This is a genomic window from Pandoraea fibrosis (assembly GCF_000807775.2).
Lineage (GTDB): Bacteria > Pseudomonadota > Gammaproteobacteria > Burkholderiales > Burkholderiaceae > Pandoraea > Pandoraea fibrosis.
In genome coordinates, this window is record NZ_CP047385.1 from 1,135,466 (window position 1) to 1,155,433 (window position 19,968).

28 protein-coding genes are annotated in these 19,968 nt (G+C 60.8%); 23 read left to right on the top strand and 5 right to left on the bottom strand.

Annotation, left to right across the window (positions count from 1 at the left end; all coding sequences use genetic code 11):
• Positions 1-50: 50 nt before the first annotated feature.
• The gene (locus tag PI93_RS04985; protein WP_052241070.1) at positions 51-536 is read right to left on the bottom strand and encodes a hypothetical protein; all 486 of its coding nucleotides are present in this window, start codon (positions 534-536) and stop codon (positions 51-53) included.
• A gap of 188 nt (positions 537-724) precedes the next feature.
• On the opposite strand from PI93_RS04985, the gene PI93_RS04990 reads away from it, so the two are divergent.
• Together PI93_RS04990 and PI93_RS04995 are read left to right on the top strand one after the other, a co-directional pair.
• Positions 725-1,144 carry a DUF302 domain-containing protein gene (locus PI93_RS04990; RefSeq protein ID WP_052241069.1) on the top strand — a complete coding sequence of 140 codons (420 nt, stop codon included), beginning with the start codon at positions 725-727 and terminating at the stop codon, positions 1,142-1,144.
• Positions 1,145-1,428: 284 nt separating this feature from the next.
• The gene (locus tag PI93_RS04995) at positions 1,429-2,139 is read left to right on the top strand and encodes a dienelactone hydrolase family protein (RefSeq protein ID WP_039374958.1); all 711 of its coding nucleotides are present in this window, start codon (positions 1,429-1,431) and stop codon (positions 2,137-2,139) included.
• Between the two features lie 295 nt (positions 2,140-2,434).
• Here the strand turns inward: PI93_RS04995 and PI93_RS05000 are convergent, their stop codons facing one another.
• Positions 2,435-2,743, bottom strand: coding sequence for a DUF4148 domain-containing protein (locus PI93_RS05000; RefSeq protein WP_039376188.1), 309 nt, complete (start codon positions 2,741-2,743; stop codon positions 2,435-2,437).
• Positions 2,744-2,894: 151 nt separating this feature from the next.
• Here PI93_RS05000 and PI93_RS05005 point away from each other — a divergent pair, with 151 nt between their 5' ends.
• Together PI93_RS05005 and PI93_RS05010 are read left to right on the top strand one after the other, a co-directional pair.
• Positions 2,895-3,293, top strand: a complete 399-nt coding sequence (locus tag PI93_RS05005; protein ID WP_039374954.1) for a CopD family protein — start codon at positions 2,895-2,897, stop codon at positions 3,291-3,293.
• A 123-nt stretch (positions 3,294-3,416) separates the two neighbouring features.
• On the top strand, positions 3,417-4,208 hold the full coding sequence (locus tag PI93_RS05010; protein ID WP_039374991.1) for an AraC family transcriptional regulator: 792 nt from the start codon (positions 3,417-3,419) through the stop codon (positions 4,206-4,208).
• Here the strand turns inward: PI93_RS05010 and PI93_RS05015 are convergent.
• The 3 genes from PI93_RS05015 to PI93_RS05025 form a co-directional block, all read right to left on the bottom strand.
• Positions 4,156-4,878 (bottom strand): HAD family hydrolase, encoded by a 723-nt coding sequence (locus tag PI93_RS05015; RefSeq protein ID WP_039374953.1) that lies wholly within the window; start codon positions 4,876-4,878, stop codon positions 4,156-4,158. The two genes, PI93_RS05010 and PI93_RS05015, sit on opposite strands and share 53 nt — an antisense overlap.
• A 219-nt stretch (positions 4,879-5,097) precedes the next feature.
• Positions 5,098-6,348: a hypothetical protein gene (locus tag PI93_RS05020; RefSeq protein ID WP_144400522.1), complete on the bottom strand. Its 1,251-nt coding sequence runs from the start codon at positions 6,346-6,348 to the stop codon at positions 5,098-5,100.
• 130 nt (positions 6,349-6,478) lie between these two features.
• Positions 6,479-7,873 carry an aminotransferase-like domain-containing protein gene (locus tag PI93_RS05025; protein ID WP_039374950.1) on the bottom strand — a complete coding sequence of 465 codons (1,395 nt, stop codon included), beginning with the start codon at positions 7,871-7,873 and terminating at the stop codon, positions 6,479-6,481.
• A 387-nt stretch (positions 7,874-8,260) separates the two neighbouring features.
• Between PI93_RS05025 and rpsL the strand changes: the two genes are divergently transcribed.
• The 19 genes from rpsL to rpsN all read left to right on the top strand — a co-directional run bounded on the left by rpsL (position 8,261) and on the right by rpsN (position 19,963).
• Entirely contained in the window at positions 8,261-8,635 is a 375-nt protein-coding gene (rpsL, locus tag PI93_RS05030; protein ID WP_010804142.1) for a 30S ribosomal protein S12, read from the top strand.
• Between the two features lie 123 nt (positions 8,636-8,758).
• Positions 8,759-9,229 carry a 30S ribosomal protein S7 gene (gene rpsG, locus PI93_RS05035; protein ID WP_010804141.1) on the top strand — a complete coding sequence of 157 codons (471 nt, stop codon included), beginning with the start codon at positions 8,759-8,761 and terminating at the stop codon, positions 9,227-9,229.
• 117 nt (positions 9,230-9,346) lie between these two features.
• The gene (gene fusA / locus PI93_RS05040) at positions 9,347-11,449 is read left to right on the top strand and encodes an elongation factor G (protein WP_010804140.1); all 2,103 of its coding nucleotides are present in this window, start codon (positions 9,347-9,349) and stop codon (positions 11,447-11,449) included.
• 82 nt (positions 11,450-11,531) lie between these two features.
• The gene (gene tuf / locus PI93_RS05045) at positions 11,532-12,740 is read left to right on the top strand and encodes an elongation factor Tu (protein WP_039374948.1); all 1,209 of its coding nucleotides are present in this window, start codon (positions 11,532-11,534) and stop codon (positions 12,738-12,740) included.
• A 118-nt stretch (positions 12,741-12,858) separates the two neighbouring features.
• Entirely contained in the window at positions 12,859-13,170 is a 312-nt protein-coding gene (gene rpsJ, locus PI93_RS05050; RefSeq protein ID WP_010804138.1) for a 30S ribosomal protein S10, read from the top strand.
• Positions 13,171-13,374: 204 nt separating this feature from the next.
• Entirely contained in the window at positions 13,375-14,031 is a 657-nt protein-coding gene (gene rplC, locus PI93_RS05055; protein WP_039374947.1) for a 50S ribosomal protein L3, read from the top strand.
• A 2-nt stretch (positions 14,032-14,033) separates the two neighbouring features.
• On the top strand, positions 14,034-14,654 hold the full coding sequence (gene rplD, locus PI93_RS05060; RefSeq protein WP_039374945.1) for a 50S ribosomal protein L4: 621 nt from the start codon (positions 14,034-14,036) through the stop codon (positions 14,652-14,654).
• Positions 14,651-14,965 carry a 50S ribosomal protein L23 gene (gene rplW, locus PI93_RS05065; protein WP_010804135.1) on the top strand — a complete coding sequence of 105 codons (315 nt, stop codon included), beginning with the start codon at positions 14,651-14,653 and terminating at the stop codon, positions 14,963-14,965. The genes rplD and rplW overlap by 4 nt, the downstream gene beginning before the upstream one ends.
• A gap of 2 nt (positions 14,966-14,967) precedes the next feature.
• Positions 14,968-15,795 (top strand): 50S ribosomal protein L2, encoded by an 828-nt coding sequence (rplB, locus tag PI93_RS05070; RefSeq protein ID WP_039374943.1) that lies wholly within the window; start codon positions 14,968-14,970, stop codon positions 15,793-15,795.
• 13 nt (positions 15,796-15,808) lie between these two features.
• Positions 15,809-16,084, top strand: a complete 276-nt coding sequence (rpsS, locus tag PI93_RS05075; RefSeq protein WP_010804133.1) for a 30S ribosomal protein S19 — start codon at positions 15,809-15,811, stop codon at positions 16,082-16,084.
• Between the two features lie 7 nt (positions 16,085-16,091).
• On the top strand, positions 16,092-16,424 hold the full coding sequence (gene rplV, locus PI93_RS05080; RefSeq protein WP_199065170.1) for a 50S ribosomal protein L22: 333 nt from the start codon (positions 16,092-16,094) through the stop codon (positions 16,422-16,424).
• Between the two features lie 9 nt (positions 16,425-16,433).
• Positions 16,434-17,237 (top strand): 30S ribosomal protein S3, encoded by an 804-nt coding sequence (rpsC, locus tag PI93_RS05085; RefSeq protein ID WP_039374939.1) that lies wholly within the window; start codon positions 16,434-16,436, stop codon positions 17,235-17,237.
• 2 nt (positions 17,238-17,239) lie between these two features.
• The gene (gene rplP / locus PI93_RS05090) at positions 17,240-17,656 is read left to right on the top strand and encodes a 50S ribosomal protein L16 (protein WP_010804130.1); all 417 of its coding nucleotides are present in this window, start codon (positions 17,240-17,242) and stop codon (positions 17,654-17,656) included.
• Between the two features lie 14 nt (positions 17,657-17,670).
• Positions 17,671-17,865: a 50S ribosomal protein L29 gene (gene rpmC, locus PI93_RS05095; protein ID WP_010804129.1), complete on the top strand. Its 195-nt coding sequence runs from the start codon at positions 17,671-17,673 to the stop codon at positions 17,863-17,865.
• A complete protein-coding gene (rpsQ, locus tag PI93_RS05100; RefSeq protein WP_039374937.1) occupies positions 17,862-18,134 on the top strand; it encodes a 30S ribosomal protein S17 in 273 nt (90 codons plus the stop codon). The genes rpmC and rpsQ overlap by 4 nt, the downstream gene beginning before the upstream one ends.
• Before the next feature lie 266 nt (positions 18,135-18,400).
• Positions 18,401-18,769 carry a 50S ribosomal protein L14 gene (gene rplN / locus PI93_RS05105; protein ID WP_010804127.1) on the top strand — a complete coding sequence of 123 codons (369 nt, stop codon included), beginning with the start codon at positions 18,401-18,403 and terminating at the stop codon, positions 18,767-18,769.
• A gap of 11 nt (positions 18,770-18,780) precedes the next feature.
• Entirely contained in the window at positions 18,781-19,092 is a 312-nt protein-coding gene (gene rplX, locus PI93_RS05110; protein WP_010804126.1) for a 50S ribosomal protein L24, read from the top strand.
• Positions 19,093-19,110: 18 nt separating this feature from the next.
• The gene (gene rplE / locus PI93_RS05115; protein ID WP_010804125.1) at positions 19,111-19,650 is read left to right on the top strand and encodes a 50S ribosomal protein L5; all 540 of its coding nucleotides are present in this window, start codon (positions 19,111-19,113) and stop codon (positions 19,648-19,650) included.
• Positions 19,651-19,657: 7 nt separating this feature from the next.
• Positions 19,658-19,963, top strand: coding sequence for a 30S ribosomal protein S14 (rpsN, locus tag PI93_RS05120; RefSeq protein WP_017235792.1), 306 nt, complete (start codon positions 19,658-19,660; stop codon positions 19,961-19,963).
• The last annotated feature ends 5 nt before the right edge of the window (positions 19,964-19,968 follow it).

Genomic DNA, 19,968 nt, shown 5'->3' on the forward strand with positions numbered 1-19,968 from the left:
CATGGGTCGTATGATCCACGCGGTCTTCGACGTTGCCGGATCACGCGCCGTCAGCGACGCTTGCCGTCGGACGGCGGTGGCGGCAACGCTGCGAGATCCTCGCTCAACTGCGCGCGCAAAGTCGAGATGGCGGCCGAGGTGTCGGCCGGTTTCAATTCCTCACGCGCGATGGCTTCGCGCAGATGGTGACGCAGTATCGGATCACGGGTTTGCGAGAGCGTTTCGCGATAGAACGGCAAGACATTCTCGGGATGACCACCCACGCGGTAGAGGTGCGCGATCTCCTCTATCGTGCGAACGGCGGCAAAGCCGGGCCCGCCGGGCCCGCCGGGGGCGGCGGGGCCGCGAGGACCCGGCCCCCCGAAGTGCGGGCCCGTGCCCGGCGGCGGTGGCATTTCGCGGACTTCCGCGGCGGGTTGCGCACTCTGCACGCGAGCGGCGGGAGGTAACGCGTCGGCCGTGGCAACGCCGGTGGCCGTCATGGCCAGCACAAACGCAAGTGCACCGGCCGTGTGGCGTATCGTGATCTTCATCATATGGACTCCGTATTAAAAGCGCTCGCAGGAGTATCGAGCGCCTGGGGCAAGCGTAACGCGCATCCGATGCCCGGCCGGGGGGCGGTAACGACATGTAAGGCGAGTCGTGCGGCGTTACACTGATGCCCTCGCCGCGCAAACGCTGCGCGGGCTTTGTCGACTCCCGCACAGCGTTCGAGGAGACCCCTATGGCAACCGGCAAGACGACCGAATTCGTGCACCCCGCCTCCGTCACATCGTGGCGCAGCCCGGTGGATTTCTACGCCACGCTCACGCGCGTGATCGACGCGCTCAAGCAACACGGCATGACGATCTTCGCCGACATCGATCAGAGCGCGGCGGCGGCGTCTGCCGGGTTGGCATTGCGTCCGACACGCCTGCTGCTTTTCGGCAACCCGAAGGGTGGCACGCCGGTGATGGCCGCCAATCCGCATGCCGGACTGGAGTTGCCGCTCAAGGTGATGGTGTGGGCGGCCGCCGCCGACGATGTTCGTGTGGACTTTCTGAACCCCGGGCCGTCGTTGAGTGCGTTGTATGGCATCGATGCTTCACAGGCTGCGGGATTCGGTGGTGTGGCGAAGCTGTTCGAGGTCGCCCTCGCGGGATGAGCCAGCACTGGCGAGGACTTCGGGTTCGGCCGGCGAAACGTTAGGTGGCGCGATGCGCACGGCATGACACGCGCTGACGGCACGCAGTGCCGGGGCGCTGATGTCCAGAGCCCGCACGGCCTTGTCTGCCGGGCTTCGCCGCGCGCTGTGCGGTCACGTAAAAGTGCCTATACTGATCCGGCCTGACTGCACGCGGTTGCCGTTGTCTGTCGCGCCCCACTTCAGCGGGCGCTCAGTCAACATCGCGCGCAGGCACTTCCCCCTTCTTTGATGGAGTAACTCCCGTGTCGAACAGTCAATGGATCCGTGTCGAAACCGTGGATGGCGCCTTCGATGCCTATCTGGCATTGCCGCCGTCGGGTAAGACCGCAAACGCGCCGGGCATCGTGCTGGTGCAGGAAATCTTCGGCGTGAACGAGCACATTCGTGGCGTGGCCGATCAATACGCAATGGACGGCTATGTGGTGCTCGCGCCGGACATTTTCTGGCGCGCCGCACCGCGCGTGGAATTGGGCTACGCGGGTGACGACATGGCGCGTGCCATGGAGTTGCGCAAGTCGGTCGATGTCGAGAAGGCCGTGAAGGATATCGAAGCCACGGTCAAGGCACTGCGCACCAGGATCGATGGCGGTGCCAAGGTGGCGGCCGTCGGTTATTGTTTCGGCGGCCTGTTGTCGTATCTGAGCGCCGCACGCGGGCTGGTCGATGCCGCCGTGCCGTACTACGGCGGCGGCATTCACAGCTATCTGGCCGAAGCGGCCAATCTGAACGTGCCGGTGCAGTTCCACTACGGGGCACTCGATAGCCACATCACGCCGGATATCGTGACGTCGGTGAGCGACGCGGTGAAGTCGCGTCCGAACACGGAAGTGTTCGTGTACCCAGGGGCCGATCACGGCTTCAACTGCTGGGCCCGTGGCTCGTACCATCAGCCGTCGGCAGCGCTGGCGCACGGCCGCGCACTGACATTCCTCGCGAAATCGCTGACGAAGTAAGTCGCGCGGCGTAGCCGCCAACGGCAAGAAGCCCGCTTCGGCGGGCTTCGTCGTTTCTGGCGTTTGCAGACGCTATCTGGCGGACACCTTAGAAGCGGTGGGTGTCCGCTAAAAAAGCCCGTCGCCGAAGCGACGGGCAAAGTCCTGTGCGTTGAACCACCACGCACAGCGACAGGAGTCTTGGGTCGGGAACGACCGGAGATCACATCAGGCGCCGGTGCGGGCCGGCGCGTCGTTATGCGCAGAACGACGCGCCGCGGCCTCTTGTACGAGGCTCGCGGCGCGGCGAGTTACATTACGAACCGAAGTAGGTCGTGCCGGCACGTTGTTGGCCGCCGACCGAACCCATCGTGACCGGGGCGCTGGCCGATGCCGGTTGTGCGCTCGGCACTGCCTTCGGGTACACGGCGTCGTGTTGCACCACGAGGCCGGCCTGTTGAGCCTGAATCAGTTCTTCACGGACCTGTGCGCGGCTGAGCACGCTGGTTTGCGGCACCCACGAGAATTCCGAGGGACCGTCGAAGGCATCGCTGGCGAAAGCCGAACCGGCCGATAGGGCCAGCATTGCAGAAACCAGAGCCGAAGTCATAAGGGCGCGTTGCATGATGTTTTCTCCTGTCTTTTGAAAGGGGCGATGTTGATTTCATCGTCGACAGTTGAAGTCTATTAATGCAGGACGCAGTGATAAAGACGACTTCGAACAAGCAACTCTTGTTCAAACGGAAATAATCGACGGGCGACCAAGGAGACCTTCAATGCTTTATCTGTGGATCAAGGCCGTACATCTGATGGCGGTGATCGCGTTGATTGCGGGGATGGTGACGATGGCGCTGGGCGGGCGTTTGTCGCAGCCCGAATGGCGTCGTATCGCGCGACGGGCGGACTACGGGCTGGCGTCGCCCGCGTTGATCGTGGTGTGGCTGACCGGCCCCACACTCGCGATCATGGGGCATTGGTGGAGCGCACCATGGCTGATGATCAAGCTGGTTCTGGTGCTGGTCATCTCGGGATTGCATGGCCGCTTGTCCGCCACGCTCAGACGATTGGATCGCGACGGCGCTACATCGTCGCCGCCGCTTTTTCAACGGGCTTTGCCGGTCACGCTGCTCTCGATGGCGGGGATCGTGGCGTTGGTGATCGTCAAGCCGTTCTGAACCGTGTGCGCCGCGCAACGGTGCGGTAAGGGATTCGGCTTGGTGGGCGGACGTGCCCGGTGTTACGCTGGCGACATCGCCAAAAACGTCCCAAAAATTACGCCTTTGAAAGGCCTGGTGCCGATGCCGATCACTAGTGCGGTACCCCTGGATTTTCAGGGTCATGACCGCCCCGTCGGCGCGTTGGCGAAAGATTATCCGGATGGGCACGTCGTGCGGACGCACCAGCACCAGCGCGCGCAATTGATGTACGCCAGCGCTGGCATTCTCGAAGTGCGCACGGATACGTCATTCTGGGTGATTCCGCCGCAACGCGCATTGTGGATTCCGGGGGGAGTTGCGCATGAAGTGCGCATGCGCGGCAGAGTCGAGATGCGCACGATCTACGTCGACGTGGCCCGATGCGGTCTATCGGCACCCGACATGCCCGTCGTCATCCGGGTGTCCGCGCTGCTGCGCGAGTTGATTCTGCGCGCGATGACGCTTCCCGAAGACTGGTCGCCCGATGGACGCGATGCGCTCGTCATGGCGTTGCTGCTCGAGGAAGTCGAGTGGAAGAGCGACTCGCCGCTGCACTTGCAGGTGCCTCGCGATCCCCGTTTGCGCAAGATCTTCGATACCTATCTGAGCACGCCGGCCGATACCCGCAGTCTTCAGGACTGGGCGATCGAGGTCGGAGCATCGAGCCGCACGCTGGAGCGTCGGTTCATGACCGAGTTCGGCTTGCCTTTTCGGGAGTGGCGTCAGCATATGCGCCTGCTTGGCGCGCTGCCGCTGTTGGGCGCTGGGCGGCCCATCACACAGGTGGCGCTCGAAGTCGGTTACGACACGCCGAGCGCGTTTTCCACCATGTTTCGCCGCTTTATGGGCGTGACGCCAAGCGAGTACCTGACGCGCGCCCGCGGCCAGGGGTAAGCCAGTGCATGGCGTCCCACATATCGTCGTAGACCGTGACGCCTTCGGCATGCAGCGGAGAGCGCTGGCGTTTCGAGCCGATCCCGACGAAGTCGATCCCGAGCTGACGCGCCACTTTCAGATCCCACATGCCATCGCCCATGGAGACGATCGCGCGCGGATTCGTAATGCCGTAACCCGCCTGCGCCCGCTTGATCGCTTCGGCGACGAGTTGTTCGCGCGAGCTGTATTCCGACGCCGTGATGAGCATGGCGTCCGTGTAGTCGATGGCGACCGAGCGGAGCTTGCGGTGACTCACCTGGCGGATGCCGCCTGTCGCGAACACGACACCCCAGCGTGAGCGGTGCGCGGCCTCGACGAAGGCCCGCGCGCCGGGAATCTCGGCCAGCCCATGGGCGTTGAGCAGGGCGGTGAAGCGCTCGTCGATTTCATGTTCGAAGCGAGCGAGGTCGTGCGGCTGCGGCAGCGCCCGGCCGTGCTCGGCATGCGCGTGAATCAGGATGCCGGTGTCGGTGTGATGGGGGTAACTGCCCCAGTCGGTGTTCAGGTCCTCGAACGCCAGCGATTCCATCGCGCCAAGTAGCGCGCGCTGGTGAATGCGGACCGAATCGGTCAGAGTGCCGTCGACATCGAGCACCAGAATGCTGTCTTTTTCGAAACTGGCCTGCATGGCTGAATGGGACTCGTGTCAGAGCGGAGGTCTTGCCGCCGAAATGTGGGAGTGTACGAATTCGCGAGGTTTAACAAAACGCGTTGAGTGACATCGGATACGCCGGACGCGACACGGGGGGCTATAGGATTTAATAGCTCGAGGATAGTGGGCTTGCGATCCCGCGTATAGACAGCGCCGGGGCTGCCTATACGCGGGACAGAGAGGAGCGCGGTCCGATCAGCCGTAACGAGGGCGCGATTGAGACGACATTTCGCGCATCTGACGCTCAAGTGCTTTGAGCGCCGCTTGCATCTCGGCGAGCGACGGCTTGCGCTCGCGCCGCAAGCGGGCGCGCGATGGGTCCTGCACTGGCAGAGCGCTTGTCTGCGGTTGCGCGTCAATCCGGGAAGTGGGCCGTGCCGGCGCGGGCGTTTGCGTCGTCGTGACGCTTGGCGCGGGAGCGTCCGGCTGGCATCGCCGCTGCCGGACATGCCGGTGCGATTCGGGGGCAAGGGCTTCGCGTGTCTCGCTGCGGGCAAATTCGCCAAAGCGTTGATGACCTTCATGAAGCAGCTCGGCCAATGTGCGCACGATGTTCTTGCCCGGTCCCACTGCACGCATCTGCATACGGGTCGTCATGTAGGCCTCGGGGACTTCACCGAACAGTTGATTCACATGCTGGCTTGCGTGCGCGAGGGTGTCCTCGAGCACTTGCTGGACGGTCGACGGTGTCGCCAGAGAGATGAACAACGAGTGGAGTCTGCCACCGACGGGCGTCCGGATATAGGCGCCAAGCATGGCGTCACGCATCTGCGGGGCGCCGACGGAGCGCCGGACCCGTGGCTCCGGGAACGGGCCTGTGACGTGATGGCGCCGGGCTTCCTGCTCGCTGCTCACCACGCGGAGGAAACTCAATTGAGGGATTTCGATGTAGGTGTCGGCGTGGCGCAGCAGGCGCTGCGTGTCCGGTGACATCCGGCTGAGTTGCTGCGTGAGGCGGGCTTCGATGGATGCCACGGAATACTTGCCTTCGGACTCGGCCGCGAAGGTCTCGGAGAATGCTTTCTCGAGTGCGTGGCTGTCGCGGCGCTGTCGGGTGAGCACCGTGCGTACAGGTGTCGGGAGCGAGGCTTCGCAGCCGGCCAGCATCAGTCGGCTTGCACTGACCTCGACGTCCGTGTCGGGGGGCAGATCGAGCAGGCAGTTCCGCGCGTCGTCGCGGCTACCTCTCACGCACACTGGCCGCACGTCCGCCAGCCGTTCCGCGAAGACTTGGGCGCGGGTGGTGGGCGCCTGGGACCAGTTGGACGCAGGCGTCGGGGTGAGAATATACGCCAGGCTTTGTGATGTGGAGGCTGGCGATAGCACGACTCGCCGGAGTTCCGTGATGATGTCGCTCTTGCGAGCCGCCAGATGGGGCATCGGCAGCCCTGGCGACAGGGAGAGCGCGTTCGCCATCCAGTTCAAATTCAGCAGGGGCATTAGCATAGCTGTCACTCCGGTTGAGGTCACGGGTCCGTTCCCGCGATGCGCCGGAGTATGGGCGTTGCTTCATTTCTGACTGTCGCGTCGGGGCGCCTGCGTTCGGAGTTCGGCACCTGCCGGTGTGCCGTCCTGTTCACACGATGGCGGGGTGCAGGCTCGGCGGCGCTTCGCGCAGTAATGCCTTCAGGCGTTTGAGGGCGCTGGCGAGGCGCTCGGTATCTCGCACGCCGCCCAGCGAAATGCGGATGGCGTTGGGGGCGTCGGGAGTCAGGCAGAAGGCATCGGCGGGCGTGACGGCCAACCCTTCGGCGCGCGCGGCCATCGTCAATTCGCGGGCCGTCCATGGCGCTGGCAGTGCGTGCCAGAGATGGATGCCCTGCGCCGCGCAGGTGTGTTCGTTGCCAAGAATCTCTGCCGCGATGGCCTGGCGCTGTGCGGCGGCATCTTTCACGCCATCCAGAATGCGATCGGCCATACCGTTGTGAATCCACTGCGTGGCCAGTCCCGTCATTAGCGGTGGCGCCATCAGCGCGAACGAGTGCAGCGTATTCAGAAAGTTGTCGCGTTGGCGTGCGCTGGCAAGCCGGACATAGGCGGTGCGCAACCCCGGCGTGAGGCATTTCGACAGGGTTGCCACGTAGTGCACACGATGCGGCGCGAGACGTGCCAGCGGTGGCGGAGCGTCGAGTGCCAGGCGCCAGTAGGGATCGTCCTCGATGAACGTCAGATCGAGCGTCTCGGCGATAGCGAGCAATTCGCGGCGGCGGCGCTCGGGCATCGTGCGGGTGGTCGGGTTCTGGAGCGTGGGGTTGAGGTAGACCAGGCGAGCGCCGTGCTCGCGTGCGGCGGCCCTCAGCGCGTCGGGCAGCATGCCGTCGCCGTCGGTGGCGACATGCGCCAGCTGGCGGCCAAGGGTGCGGGCAGCGCTGTGCAACCCAGGGTAGACGATCGGCTCGCACAGTATTGTCTCGTCGCGCGCAGTGCCGATGAGCAATAGCGCAGCCAACGTGGCCTGCGCCCCGGGGCAGACGAGAACGTCGGACGGGGAGACCGCGCCGAGCATCGGCGCGAGCCACATGGCGCCGGCCTGCCGGTCGGCCACGCCTCCGTCTCCCAGTTGATAGGCCATGAGCATCGACGCATCCGTGTGCCGGAGCACTTCGTCGATGCCCTTTTGCAGCATCTCGCCCAAAAACAGGCCGGCCGGTGCCGGCGGAATGTTCATCCCGAGATCGAGCACCTGATCGAGTGCCACGTGCGGCGTGCTGACGAAGGTGCCGAGCGGGCCGCGACCCTCGATGGCGTTGCGCTCGCGCGCCCGGTTGTAGGCGCGCGTGACGGTCGTGAAATCGATGCCCAGCCACGCCGCGAGCTCACGCTGCGCCGGCAGCCGGTCGCCGGGCCGCAGACGGCCGTCCGCCACCGACTGCTCGATGAATCCGGCCAACCGCAGATAGCGCGGCCCCTTGCCGGTGGTCAGGGCGGGCTTCCAGAAGGTGGCGCGCAGGCTGTCGTGGGAAGCGTCCATGGCGATGTCTGTGTTATGTATGGAGAATTTTGATTGTTACGTCGAGTGTATGCAGTTTAGTTTGCATACATAAACGTCGCAATACTTGAATTCGGGCGGTATCGCCGCATCTTGAGCCGGTATGCCTGCGCGGATTGCGGTGGCAACGCGTTAACAATCAACGACTTACCGGACAAATCTGCGTGCGAGTGCATTGACACTTGCATTGAGCGCAGGTATAGTCGCAGGCTCCGGTTTTTCCGGCGGCATGCCCGTGCCTAATGCAAAGTGCTTATGCATCAAGCGTTTAGATGCGGACAATCCGCAAGAGCAGCCGGTGAGTACGCAGTAAAGTCGCATGCCGGCCCGCCTTGGCTGTCATGCTTTTGACACGTTTAGGAAATCACAATGCCAACGATTAACCAATTGGTCCGCAAGCCGCGCACCTCTGCTCAAATCAAGAGCAAGAGCCCGGCCCTGCAGGACTGCCCGCAGCGTCGTGGCGTGTGCACCCGTGTGTACACGACGACGCCGAAGAAGCCGAACTCCGCACTGCGTAAGGTTGCCAAGGTGCGCCTGACGAACGGTTTCGAAGTCATCTCGTACATCGGCGGTGAAGGCCACAACCTGCAGGAACACTCGGTCGTGCTGATTCGCGGCGGTCGTGTGAAGGACTTGCCGGGTGTGCGTTACCACATGGTGCGCGGTAGCCTCGACACGCAAGGCGTCAAGGACCGTAAGCAAGCCCGTTCGAAGTACGGCGCGAAGCGTCCGAAGGCCTAAGCGGCTAAGCGGATATATGTTCGGTGATGGTGGATATCGTCACTGAGTAAGTGGTCACTCGGCCGTAGTGGCTAGTAGGTGACCTGGAGCCAGGCTCCAACTGAATTTATTAAGGAAGAAATCATGCCGCGTCGTCGCGAAGTCCCCAAGCGCGAAGTGTTGCCCGATCCGAAGTTCGGCAACGTTGATGTCGCTAAATTCATGAACGTGCTCATGCTTGCCGGCAAGAAGTCGGTGGCAGAGCGCATCGTTTATGGTGCTTTCGAGCAGATCCAAACCAAGGCGGGCAAGGATCCGCTGGAAGTCTTCAACACCGCTCTCGGTAACGTGAAGCCGGTGGTTGAAGTCAAGAGCCGCCGTGTTGGCGGTGCAAACTATCAAGTTCCGGTCGAAGTGCGTCCGTCGCGTCGTATGGCATTGGCGATGCGTTGGTTGCGTGAGGCCGCGAAAAAGCGTAGTGAGAAGTCGATGGCCCTGCGTCTGGCAGGCGAGCTGATCGAAGCCTCGGAAGGCCGTGGCGGCGCCATGAAGAAGCGTGACGAAGTTCACCGCATGGCCGAAGCCAACAAGGCTTTCTCGCACTTCCGCTTCTGACGCTGGCAAGCAGTACCTAGAGCAGAAACCGGGGCGGGTGCGCATGAGAAATTGCGCCTCGCCCGTTTGTGTTAGTAGCCCCCTCAAAAATGGCGGCTACATTGAAAGAGGCTTAAAGTGGCTCGTACAACCCCTATCGAGCGCTACCGCAACATCGGTATTAGCGCTCACATCGACGCAGGTAAAACCACGACGACCGAGCGCATTTTGTTCTACACCGGTGTGAACCACAAAATCGGTGAAGTGCACGATGGCGCGGCGACGATGGACTGGATGGAGCAGGAACAAGAGCGTGGCATTACGATTACGTCGGCTGCCACGACCTGCTTCTGGTCCGGCATGGCGAACAATTACCAAAAGCACCGCATCAACATCATCGACACCCCGGGTCACGTCGACTTCACGATTGAAGTCGAGCGCTCGATGCGTGTTCTCGATGGCGCGTGCATGGTGTATTGCGCTGTGGGTGGCGTGCAGCCCCAGTCGGAAACCGTTTGGCGTCAGGCCAACAAGTACGGCGTGCCGCGTCTGGCGTTCGTCAACAAGATGGACCGTACCGGCGCGAACTTCTTCAAGGTCTACGACCAACTGAAGAACCGCCTGAAGGCCAACCCGGTGCCGGTGGTGGTGCCGATCGGCGCCGAAGAAAGCTTCAAGGGCGTCGTCGACCTCATCAAGATGAAGGCGATCATTTGGGACGAAGCGTCGCAAGGCATGAAGTTCGACTACGTCGACATTCCGGCCGAGCTGCAAGCGGAAGCCCAGAAGTGGCGCGAAGGCATGGTCGAAGCGGCCGCCGAATCGAGCGAAGACCTGATGAACAAGTACCTGGAAGAGGGCGACCTCTCCGAGGCTGAAATCATCAACGGTCTGCGCACGCGTACCATCGCTTGCGAAATCCAGCCGATGCTGTGCGGCACCGCGTTCAAGAACAAGGGTGTGCAGCGTATGCTGGACGCCGTGATCGACTTCCTGCCGTCGCCGGTCGACATTCCGCCGGTCAAGGGCACGGACGACAAGGAACAGCCGGTCGAGCGTCGTGCGTCGGATGACGAGAAGTTCTCGTCGCTGGCGTTCAAGATCATGACCGACCCGTTCGTTGGCCAGCTGATCTTCTTCCGCGTCTACTCGGGCGTTGTGAACAAGGGCGACACGCTGCTGAACTCGGTCAAGGGCAAGAAGGAACGTCTGGGCCGTATCGTGCAGATGCACGCGAACCAGCGCGAAGAAATCGACGAAGTGCGTGCAGGCGACATCGCCGCAGCCGTCGGTTTGAAGGACGCGACCACGGGTGACACGCTGTGCGACCCGACCGCCCCGATCGTGCTCGAGCGCATGGTGTTCCCGGAGCCGGTGATTTCGCAGGCTGTCGAGCCGAAGACCAAGGTCGACCAGGAAAAGATGGGCCTCGCCCTGAACCGCCTGGCGCAGGAAGATCCGTCGTTCCGCGTGCAGACCGATGAAGAATCGGGTCAGACCATCATTTCGGGTATGGGCGAGCTCCACCTCGAAATTCTGGTTGACCGTATGAAGCGCGAATTCGGCGTGGAAGCCAACATCGGCGCCCCGCAAGTTGCCTACCGCGAAACCATTCGCAAGTCGGCAGCGGACGTCGAAGGCAAGTTCGTCAAGCAGTCGGGTGGTCGCGGCCAATTCGGTCACGCGGTCATTACGCTGGAGCCGAACGAGCAAGGCAAGGGCTACGAGTTCCTGGACGAGATCAAGGGTGGTGTCATTCCTCGCGAATACATCCCGGCGGTCGACAAGGGTATTCAAGACACCCTCAAGAACGGTGTTCTGGCTGGCTTCCCGGTCGTGGACGTCAAGGTTCACCTGACGTTCGGTTCGTACCACGATGTGGACTCGAACGAAAACGCGTTCCGTATGGCCGGTTCGATGGCTTTCAAGGAAGCCATGCGCCGCGCTAGCCCGGTGATTCTCGAGCCGATGATGGCTGTCGAAGTCGAAACGCCGGAAGACTACATGGGTAACGTGATGGGCGACTTGTCGTCGCGTCGCGGCATTATCCAGGGCATGGATGACATGGTCGGCGGCGGCAAGATCGTGCGCGCTGAAGTTCCGCTGTCGGAAATGTTCGGCTACTCGACGTCGCTGCGTTCGGCCACGCAAGGCCGCGCCACGTACACGATGGAGTTCAAGCACTACGCTGAAGCTCCGAAGAACGTGAGCGAAGGCATCATCAGCGCTAAGAACAAGTAATTGATTTGGTGGGCGAGCGCATCAAGTGATGCGCCGCCCGACTCACTGTTAAATCGTCTATTCAGTATCTGAGGATTCGGAAATGGCAAAGGAAAAATTCACGCGGAATAAGCCGCACGTGAACGTTGGCACCATCGGTCACGTTGACCACGGCAAGACCACGCTGACGGCTGCTATCGCAACGGTTCTGTCGTCGAAGTTCGGCGGCGAAGCCAAGAACTACGCTGACATCGACGCAGCGCCGGAAGAAAAGGCACGCGGCATTACCATCAACACCGCGCACATCGAGTACGAAACGGCGGCTCGCCACTACGCACACGTTGACTGCCCGGGCCACGCCGACTACGTCAAGAACATGATTACCGGTGCTGCCCAGATGGACGGCGCTATCCTGGTTTGCTCGGCTGCTGACGGCCCGATGCCGCAAACGCGTGAGCACATCCTGCTGGCTCGTCAGGTTGGCGTGCCGTACATCATCGTGTTCCTGAACAAGTGCGACATGGTCGACGACGCCGAGCTGCTCGAGCTGGTCGAAATGGAAGTTCGCGAACTCCTGTCGAAGTACGAGTTCCCGGGCGACGACCTGCCGATCATCCAGGGTTCGGCCAAGCTGGCGCTGGAAGGCGACAAGGGCGCGCTGGGCGAAGAAGCCATCATGAAGCTGGCTGACGCTCTCGACACGTACATCCCGACGCCGGAGCGCGCCATCGACGGCACATTCCTGATGCCGGTGGAAGACGTGTTCTCGATCTCGGGTCGCGGTACCGTGGTGACCGGTCGTATCGAGCGCGGCATCATCAAGGTCGGCGAAGAAATCGAAATCGTCGGTATCGCCATGGACGGCGACAAGCCGAAGATCGACAAGACGACCTGCACGGGCGTTGAAATGTTCCGCAAGCTGCTCGACCAGGGTCAGGCAGGCGACAACGTCGGTATTCTGCTGCGCGGCACGAAGCGTGAAGAAGTCCAGCGTGGTCAGGTTCTGGCCAAGCCGGGCACGATCAAGCCGCACCGCAAGTTCTCGGGCGAGGTCTACATTCTGTCGAAGGATGAAGGTGGTCGTCACACCCCGTTCTTCAACAACTACCGTCCGCAGTTCTACTTCCGCACGACGGACGTGACGGGCTCGATCGCCCTGCCGGAAGGCAAGGAAATGGTCATGCCGGGCGACAACGTGTCGATCAAGGTTGAACTGATTCAGCCGATCGCCATGGAAGAAGGTCTGCGTTTTGCAATCCGCGAAGGTGGCCGTACCGTCGGCGCCGGCGTGGTTGCCAAGATTGAAGACTAATTGCGGATTCGATGAAGCGGGTGCCGGCACTGCCGGTGCCTGTTTCTCTAAGTCTGTTTGCTCTTTGTGATTTACCCGGCACCCGAACGAGGGCTGCCACGCTCTTTGGAGAATTTCCATGCAGAACCAGAAGATCCGCATTCGCCTGAAGGCTTTCGACTACCGCTTGATCGACCAGTCGGCCGCCGAAATCGTTGAAACCGCCAAGCGCACTGGCGCGATCGTCAAGGGCCCGGTGCCCCTGCCGACGCGTATCGAGCGTTTCGACATCCTGCGCTCGCCGCACGTCAACAAGACGTCGCGCGACCAGCTCGAAATTCGCACGCACCAGCGCCTGATGGACATCGTCGATCCGACGGACAAGACCGTCGATGCACTGATGAAGCTGGACCTGCCGGCTGGTGTCGACGTCGAGATCAAGCTGCAGTAAGGCTTGCGGGCGACTTTGCCCTTGAAAGCCCCGCCAATGCTGGATCGGCGGGGCTTTGTTATGCGATTTAGCAACACTTGTCAAGCGATAAAAGCTCGTCTATAATGGCGGGCTCAAGTGTAGTTTTGAAAAGATGGCCCACATCCGTGGACCATCCTTTTGTCATTTAGCCCCGGCCAATCGCAGTCGGGAATGGAGAAAATCATGAGCCTTGGCCTTGTCGGTCGCAAGGTTGGCATGACGCGTATTTTCACGGACGACGGCGATTCGATTCCCGTTACCGTGCTCGACGTGTCTAACAACCGCGTGACGCAAATCAAGACGGATGAAACGGACGGCTACACCGCCGTTCAAGTCACTTTCGGCAATCGCCGCGCAACTCGCGTGGTTAAGGCCGCCGCCGGTCACTTCGCGAAAGCGGGTGTCGAAGCCGGTGAAATCCTCAAGGAATTCCGCGTTGACGCTGCCAAAGCTGCTGAACTGCAGCCGGGCGCAGTTGTTGGCGTCGATCTCTTCCAGGTGGGCCAGAAGGTCGACGTGCAAGGCGTGTCGATCGGTAAGGGCTACGCCGGTACCATCAAGCGCTACAACTTCGCTTCGGGCCGCGCTTCGCACGGTAACTCGCGTTCGCACAACGTGCCGGGTTCGATCGGTATGGCGCAGGATCCGGGTCGTGTGTTCCCGGGTAAGCGCATGACGGGTCACCTGGGCGACGTCACCACGACGGTGCAGAATCTCGAAATCGCGCGCATTGACGCTGAGCGTAACCTGATCTTCGTGAAGGGTGCCGTTCCGGGCGCCAACGAAGGCAAGGTTTTCGTGACCACGGCAGTCAAGGCCAAACTCGCGAAGGGAGCGTAACAATGGAACTGAAGCTCCTGAATGAGCAAGGTCAGGAAGGCGCTGCGGTCAACGCGTCGGACGTCGTGTTCGGCCGTGACTACAACGAAGCGCTGATCCATCAGGTTGTGGTGGCTTATCAAGCCAACGCCCGCAGCGGCAATCGTGCGCAGAAGGACCGTGAACAGGTCAAGCACACGACCAAGAAGCCGTGGCGTCAGAAGGGTACGAGCCGTGCTCGTGCCGGTATGTCGTCGAGCCCGCTGTGGCGCGGCGGTGGCCGTATCTTCCCGAATTCGCCGGAAGAGAACTTCACCCACAAGGTCAACAAGAAGATGTACCGCGCAGGTGTGTGCTCGATTCTGTCGCAGCTCGCCCGTGAAGGTCGTCTGTCGGTCGTCGAGGACATCAAGCTGGATGCTCCGAAGACCAAACTGCTCGCTGACAAGGTCAAGGCCATGGGTCTTGACTCGGTGCTGCTGATCACGGATAGCGTGGACGAGAACCTGTTCCTGGCCTCGCGCAATCTGGCTCACGTTGCCGTCACCGAGCCGCGTTTCGCCGACCCGCTGTCGCTCATCTACTTCAAGAAGGTGCTGCTGACGAAGGGCGCGATCGCCAAGATTGAGGAGATGCTGTCATGAGCGACGTGCGTAAAAACGACCATCGTCTGTACCAGGTCCTGCTCGCGCCGGTGATCTCCGAAAAGGCGACGCTGGTGGCTGACAAGAATGAACAAGTGGTGTTCCAAGTTGCACGCGACGCGAACAAGCAAGAAGTGAAGGCTGCAGTTGAGCTTCTCTTCAAGGTGGAAGTCGAGTCGGTGCAAATTCTGAACCGTAAGGGCAAGCAAAAGCGCTTTGGCCGCTTCATGGGTCGTCGCGACCACGAGAAGAAGGCTTACGTGAGCTTGAAGCCGGGTCAGGAAATCAATTTTGAAGCGGAGGCCAAGTAATCATGGCACTCGTCAAAACGAAACCGACGTCGCCGGGCCGCCGTTCGCTGGTCAAGGTCGTCAACAAGGATCTGCATAAGGGCAAGCCGTTCGCCCCGTTGCTCGATACCAAGAGCAAGACCGCTGGCCGTAACAACAACGGTCACATCACCACCCGTCATATGGGTGGCGGTCACAAGCAGCACTACCGTATCGTCGATTTCCGTCGCAACAAGGACGGCATCACGGCGAAGGTTGAGCGTCTGGAATACGACCCGAACCGCAGCGCGAACATCGCTCTGCTGTGCTACGCCGACGGCGAGCGTCGTTACATCCTGGCCCCGAAGGGTCTGACCGTCGGCCAGCAACTGGTCAGCGGCTCGGAAGCCCCGATCAAGGCCGGTAACACGCTGCCGATCCGTAACATTCCGGTCGGTACGACGATTCACGGCATCGAGCTGCAACCGGGCAAGGGCGCGCAAATCGCTCGTGCTGCTGGTACCTCGGCAATGCTGCTGGCTCGCGAAGGCACGTACGCTCAAGTGCGTCTGCGTTCGGGTGAAGTGCGTCGCGTGCACATCGAGTGCCGCGCAACTATCGGTGAAGTCGGTAACGAAGAACACAGCCTGCGCCAACTCGGCAAGGCCGGTGCAAAGCGTTGGCGCGGTATTCGCCCGACCGTTCGCGGTGTGGCGATGAACCCGGTGGATCACCCGCATGGTGGTGGTGAAGGTCGTACGGCTGCTGGTCGTCATCCGGTCAGCCCGTGGGGTCAGCATACCAAGGGTAAGCGTACCCGCTCGACCAAGCGCACCGACAGCATGATCGTTCAGCGTCGCAAGAAGCGTTAATTGGAGCTAGCAAATGACTCGTTCTGTTAAAAAAGGTCCGTTTTGCGACGCTCATCTGCTGAAGAAAGTGGAAGCGGCAGCTGCATCGCGTGACAAGAAGCCGATCAAGACCTGGTCGCGTCGTTCGACCGTCCTGCCCGATTTTATCGGCCTGACGATCGCTGTACATAACGGCCGTCAGCACGTGCCTGTGTACGTGACGGAAAACATGGTCGGCCACAAGCTGGGTGAGTTCGCACTTACCCGTACCTTCAAGGGCCATGCGGCCGACAAGAAGGCGAAGAAATAAGGGGCCGATCATGGAAGTGAAAGCAATTCATCGCGGTGCCCGTATCTCGGCGCAGAAGACGCGTCTGGTCGCTGACCAGATTCGCGGTCTGCCGCTGGAGCGTGCACTGAATGTCCTGACCTTCTCACCGAAGAAGGCCGCGGTCATTATCAAGAAGGTTCTCGAGTCGGCTATCGCCAACGCCGAGCACAATGAAGGTGCTGACATCGACGAACTGCGCGTCAAGGGCATCTTCGTTGACAAGGGCACCTCGCTCAAGCGTTTCACGGCCCGTGCAAAAGGCCGTGGTAACAAGATCGAGAAGCAAACCTGTCACATCACTGTGACGCTGGGCAACTAAGGGGTCACGATGGGACAGAAAATTCATCCGACTGGCTTCCGCTTGGCTGTTAGTCGTAACTGGGCTTCGCGTTGGTACGCCAACAACCAGAATTTCGCGCAGATGCTGAAGGAAGACATCGGCGTTCGCGAATATCTGAAGAAGAAGCTGAAGAACGCTTCGGTTGGCCGTGTCATCATCGAACGTCCGGCAAAGAACGCTCGTATTACGATTTTCAGCTCGCGTCCGGGCGTTGTGATCGGTAAGAAGGGCGAGGACATCGAAATCCTCAAGGCCGAGCTGCAAAAGCGCATGGGCGTGCCCGTGCACGTGAACATCGAGGAAATCCGCAAGCCGGAAACCGATGCGCAGCTCATCGCTGATTCGATCGCTCAACAGCTCGAGCGCCGTATCATGTTCCGTCGCGCAATGAAGCGCGCGATGCAGAACGCGATGCGTCTGGGTGCCCAAGGCATCAAGATCATGAGCGCCGGCCGTCTGAACGGTATCGAAATCGCTCGTACCGAGTGGTACCGCGAAGGCCGTGTGCCCCTGCACACGCTGCGCGCTGACATCGACTACGCAACCTCGGAAGCGAAGACGACGTACGGCATCATCGGTATCAAGGTGTGGGTGTACAAGGGTGACACGCTGGGCCGCAACGACGCTCCGGTGGCTGAAGAGCCGGCCGAAGAAAAGCGTCCGCGCCGCAACGCGCGTCCGGGCGACCGTCGCCCCCGTCGTGACGACGCTGGCGATAAGGCCGGTGCGAAGCGCGGTGGTGCACGCCGTCCGGCTGGCAAGCCTGAAGGCGATGCCAAGACTGGAGAATAATCATGCTGCAACCGAAACGCAGAAAGTATCGCAAAGAGCAGAAGGGCCGTAACACTGGCGTCGCCACTCGTGGCAACGAAGTGTCGTTCGGCGAATTCGGCCTGAAGGCGGTCGGTCGTGGTCGTCTGACGGCTCGTCAAATCGAAGCCGCGCGTCGTGCCATGACTCGCCACATCAAGCGCGGTGGTCGTATCTGGATCCGTATCTTCCCGGACAAGCCGATCTCGCAAAAGCCGGCAGAAGTACGTATGGGTAACGGTAAGGGTAACCCGGAGTACTACGTCGCCGAGATTCAACCGGGCAAGATGCTGTACGAAATGGACGGTGTGGATGAAGCGCTGGCGCGCGAGGCGTTCCGCCTGGCTGCCGCCAAGCTGCCGATTCAGACGACGTTCTTCGTACGTCGCCTTGGCGCCTGAGGGGAGAATTTGAAATGAAAGCATCCGAACTTCGTGCCAAGGATGTCGACGGCCTGAACAAGGAACTGTCGGATCTGCTGAAGGCCCAATTCGGTCTTCGCATGCAAGCGGGCACCCAACAGCTGAGCAACACCAGCCAGCTGAAGAAGGTGCGCAAGGACATCGCGCGTGTGCGTACCGTGTTGACTGAGAAGGCGAGCCAGAAATGAACGATACCGCTAAGACCTCGCTGAAGCGTACCCTCGTGGGTAAAGTTGTCAGCGACAAGATGGACAAGACGGTTACCGTGCTGGTCGAGCGTCAAATGAAGCACCCGCTCTACGGCAAGTACATCGTGCGTTCGAAGAAGTACCACGCGCACGATGAGACCAACCAGATCAAGGAAGGCGATACGGTCGAGATTCAAGAAACTCGTCCGCTGTCGAAGACCAAGGCCTGGACGGTCTCCCGTCTCGTGGAAGCCGCCCGTATCATCTAAGGTGAGCTGAAGCGAAGGCTTGACTTGCAAGTCCGGAATTATCATTGTATAATTCCGGACTTTCCGCTTCTTTCGCTAAAACCGGTCTTTGGTTTCGCAAGGGAGTGGATGGCTTCCTGAGTCGGATTCGTATCCTCTACGGGTCAGGTGAAGGTAGCAAGGTTGTCCACTTTTGAACGACTCAACCCAAACGGCACCCTTTGGTGCTGACGGGGACCAAGACTGACCGACGCGTATGTGTCGGATTAAGTTGGGAAGATAACACCATGATTCAAACTGAAACCCGGCTCGAAGTAGCCGACAACACCGGTGCGCGCGAAGTGATGTGCATCAAGGTGCTGGGCGGCTCCAAGCGTCGCTACGCCGGCATTGGCGACATCATCAAGGTCAGCGTGAAAGATGCTGCCCCGCGTGGTCGCGTCAAGAAGGGCGAAATCTATAACGCAGTGGTCGTGCGCACCGCCAAGGGCGTGCGTCGCCAGGACGGCTCGCTGGTCAAATTCGACGGCAACGCCGCCGTGCTGCTTAACACCAAGCTCGAGCCGATCGGCACCCGTATCTTCGGGCCGGTTACGCGTGAACTGCGTACCGAACGCTTCATGAAGATCGTGTCGCTGGCCCCGGAAGTGCTGTAAGGAGCCGACACATGAACAAGATTCGCAAGGGTGACCAGGTCATCGTGCTGACGGGTAAGGACAAGGCCAAGCGTGGCACGGTCCTGGCCGTTGATGGCGACAAGTTGGTCGTCGAGGGCGTGAACGTTGCTAAGAAGCACGTCAAGCCGAACCCGATGAAGGGCACGCAAGGTGGCGTGGTCGACAAGACGATGCCGATCCACGTTTCGAACGTGGCGCTGGTGGATGCCAATGGCAAGCCGTCGCGTGTGGGCATCAAGGTCGAAGACGGCAAGAAGGTCCGCTTCCTCAAGACGACCGGTGCTACGGTCGTCGGTGCCTAATCGCAGGGAGTATAGATAATGGCCCGTTTGCAAGAATTCTATAAGGACAAAGTTGTCGCCGAGCTGACTAAGCAGTTCGGTTACAAGTCTGTCATGGAAGTGCCGCGCATCACCAAGATCACCCTGAACATGGGCCTTGGTCAAGCCGTTGCTGACAAGAAGATCATTGAGCACGCCGTTGGCGACCTGACGAAAATTGCCGGTCAAAAGCCGGTGGTGACGAAGGCTCGCAAGGCTATCGCCGGTTTCAAGATCCGCGAAGGTTACCCGATCGGTACGATGGTGACGCTGCGCGGTGAACGTATGTTCGAATTCCTGGATCGTTTCATCACCGTGGCTCTGCCGCGCGTGCGTGACTTCCGTGGTATTTCGGGTCGTGCGTTCGACGGTCGTGGCAACTACAACATCGGTGTGAAGGAACAGATCATCTTCCCCGAAATCGAGTACGACAAAATCGACGCACTGCGTGGTCTGAATATCAGCATCACGACGACTGCGAAGACTGACGAAGAAGCCAAGGCTCTTCTGTCGGCGTTCAAATTCCCGTTCCGTAACTGAGGTAATCGTGGCTAAACTGGCACTTATCGAACGCGAAAAGAAACGCGCCCGTCTGGCGCAGAAATTTTCTGCCAAGCGCGCCGCCCTCAAAGCGACCATCGAAGACACCAGCAAGTCGGAAGACGAGCGTTATGAAGCACGCCTGGCGCTGCAACAGCTGCCGCGTAACGCAAACCCGACGCGTCAACGCAATCGTTGCGACCTGACCGGCCGTCCGCGCGGAACCTTCCGCAAATTCGGCCTGGCCCGTAACAAGATCCGTGAAATCGCCTTCCGTGGCGAAATCCCGGGCGTGACCAAAGCAAGCTGGTAATAGGA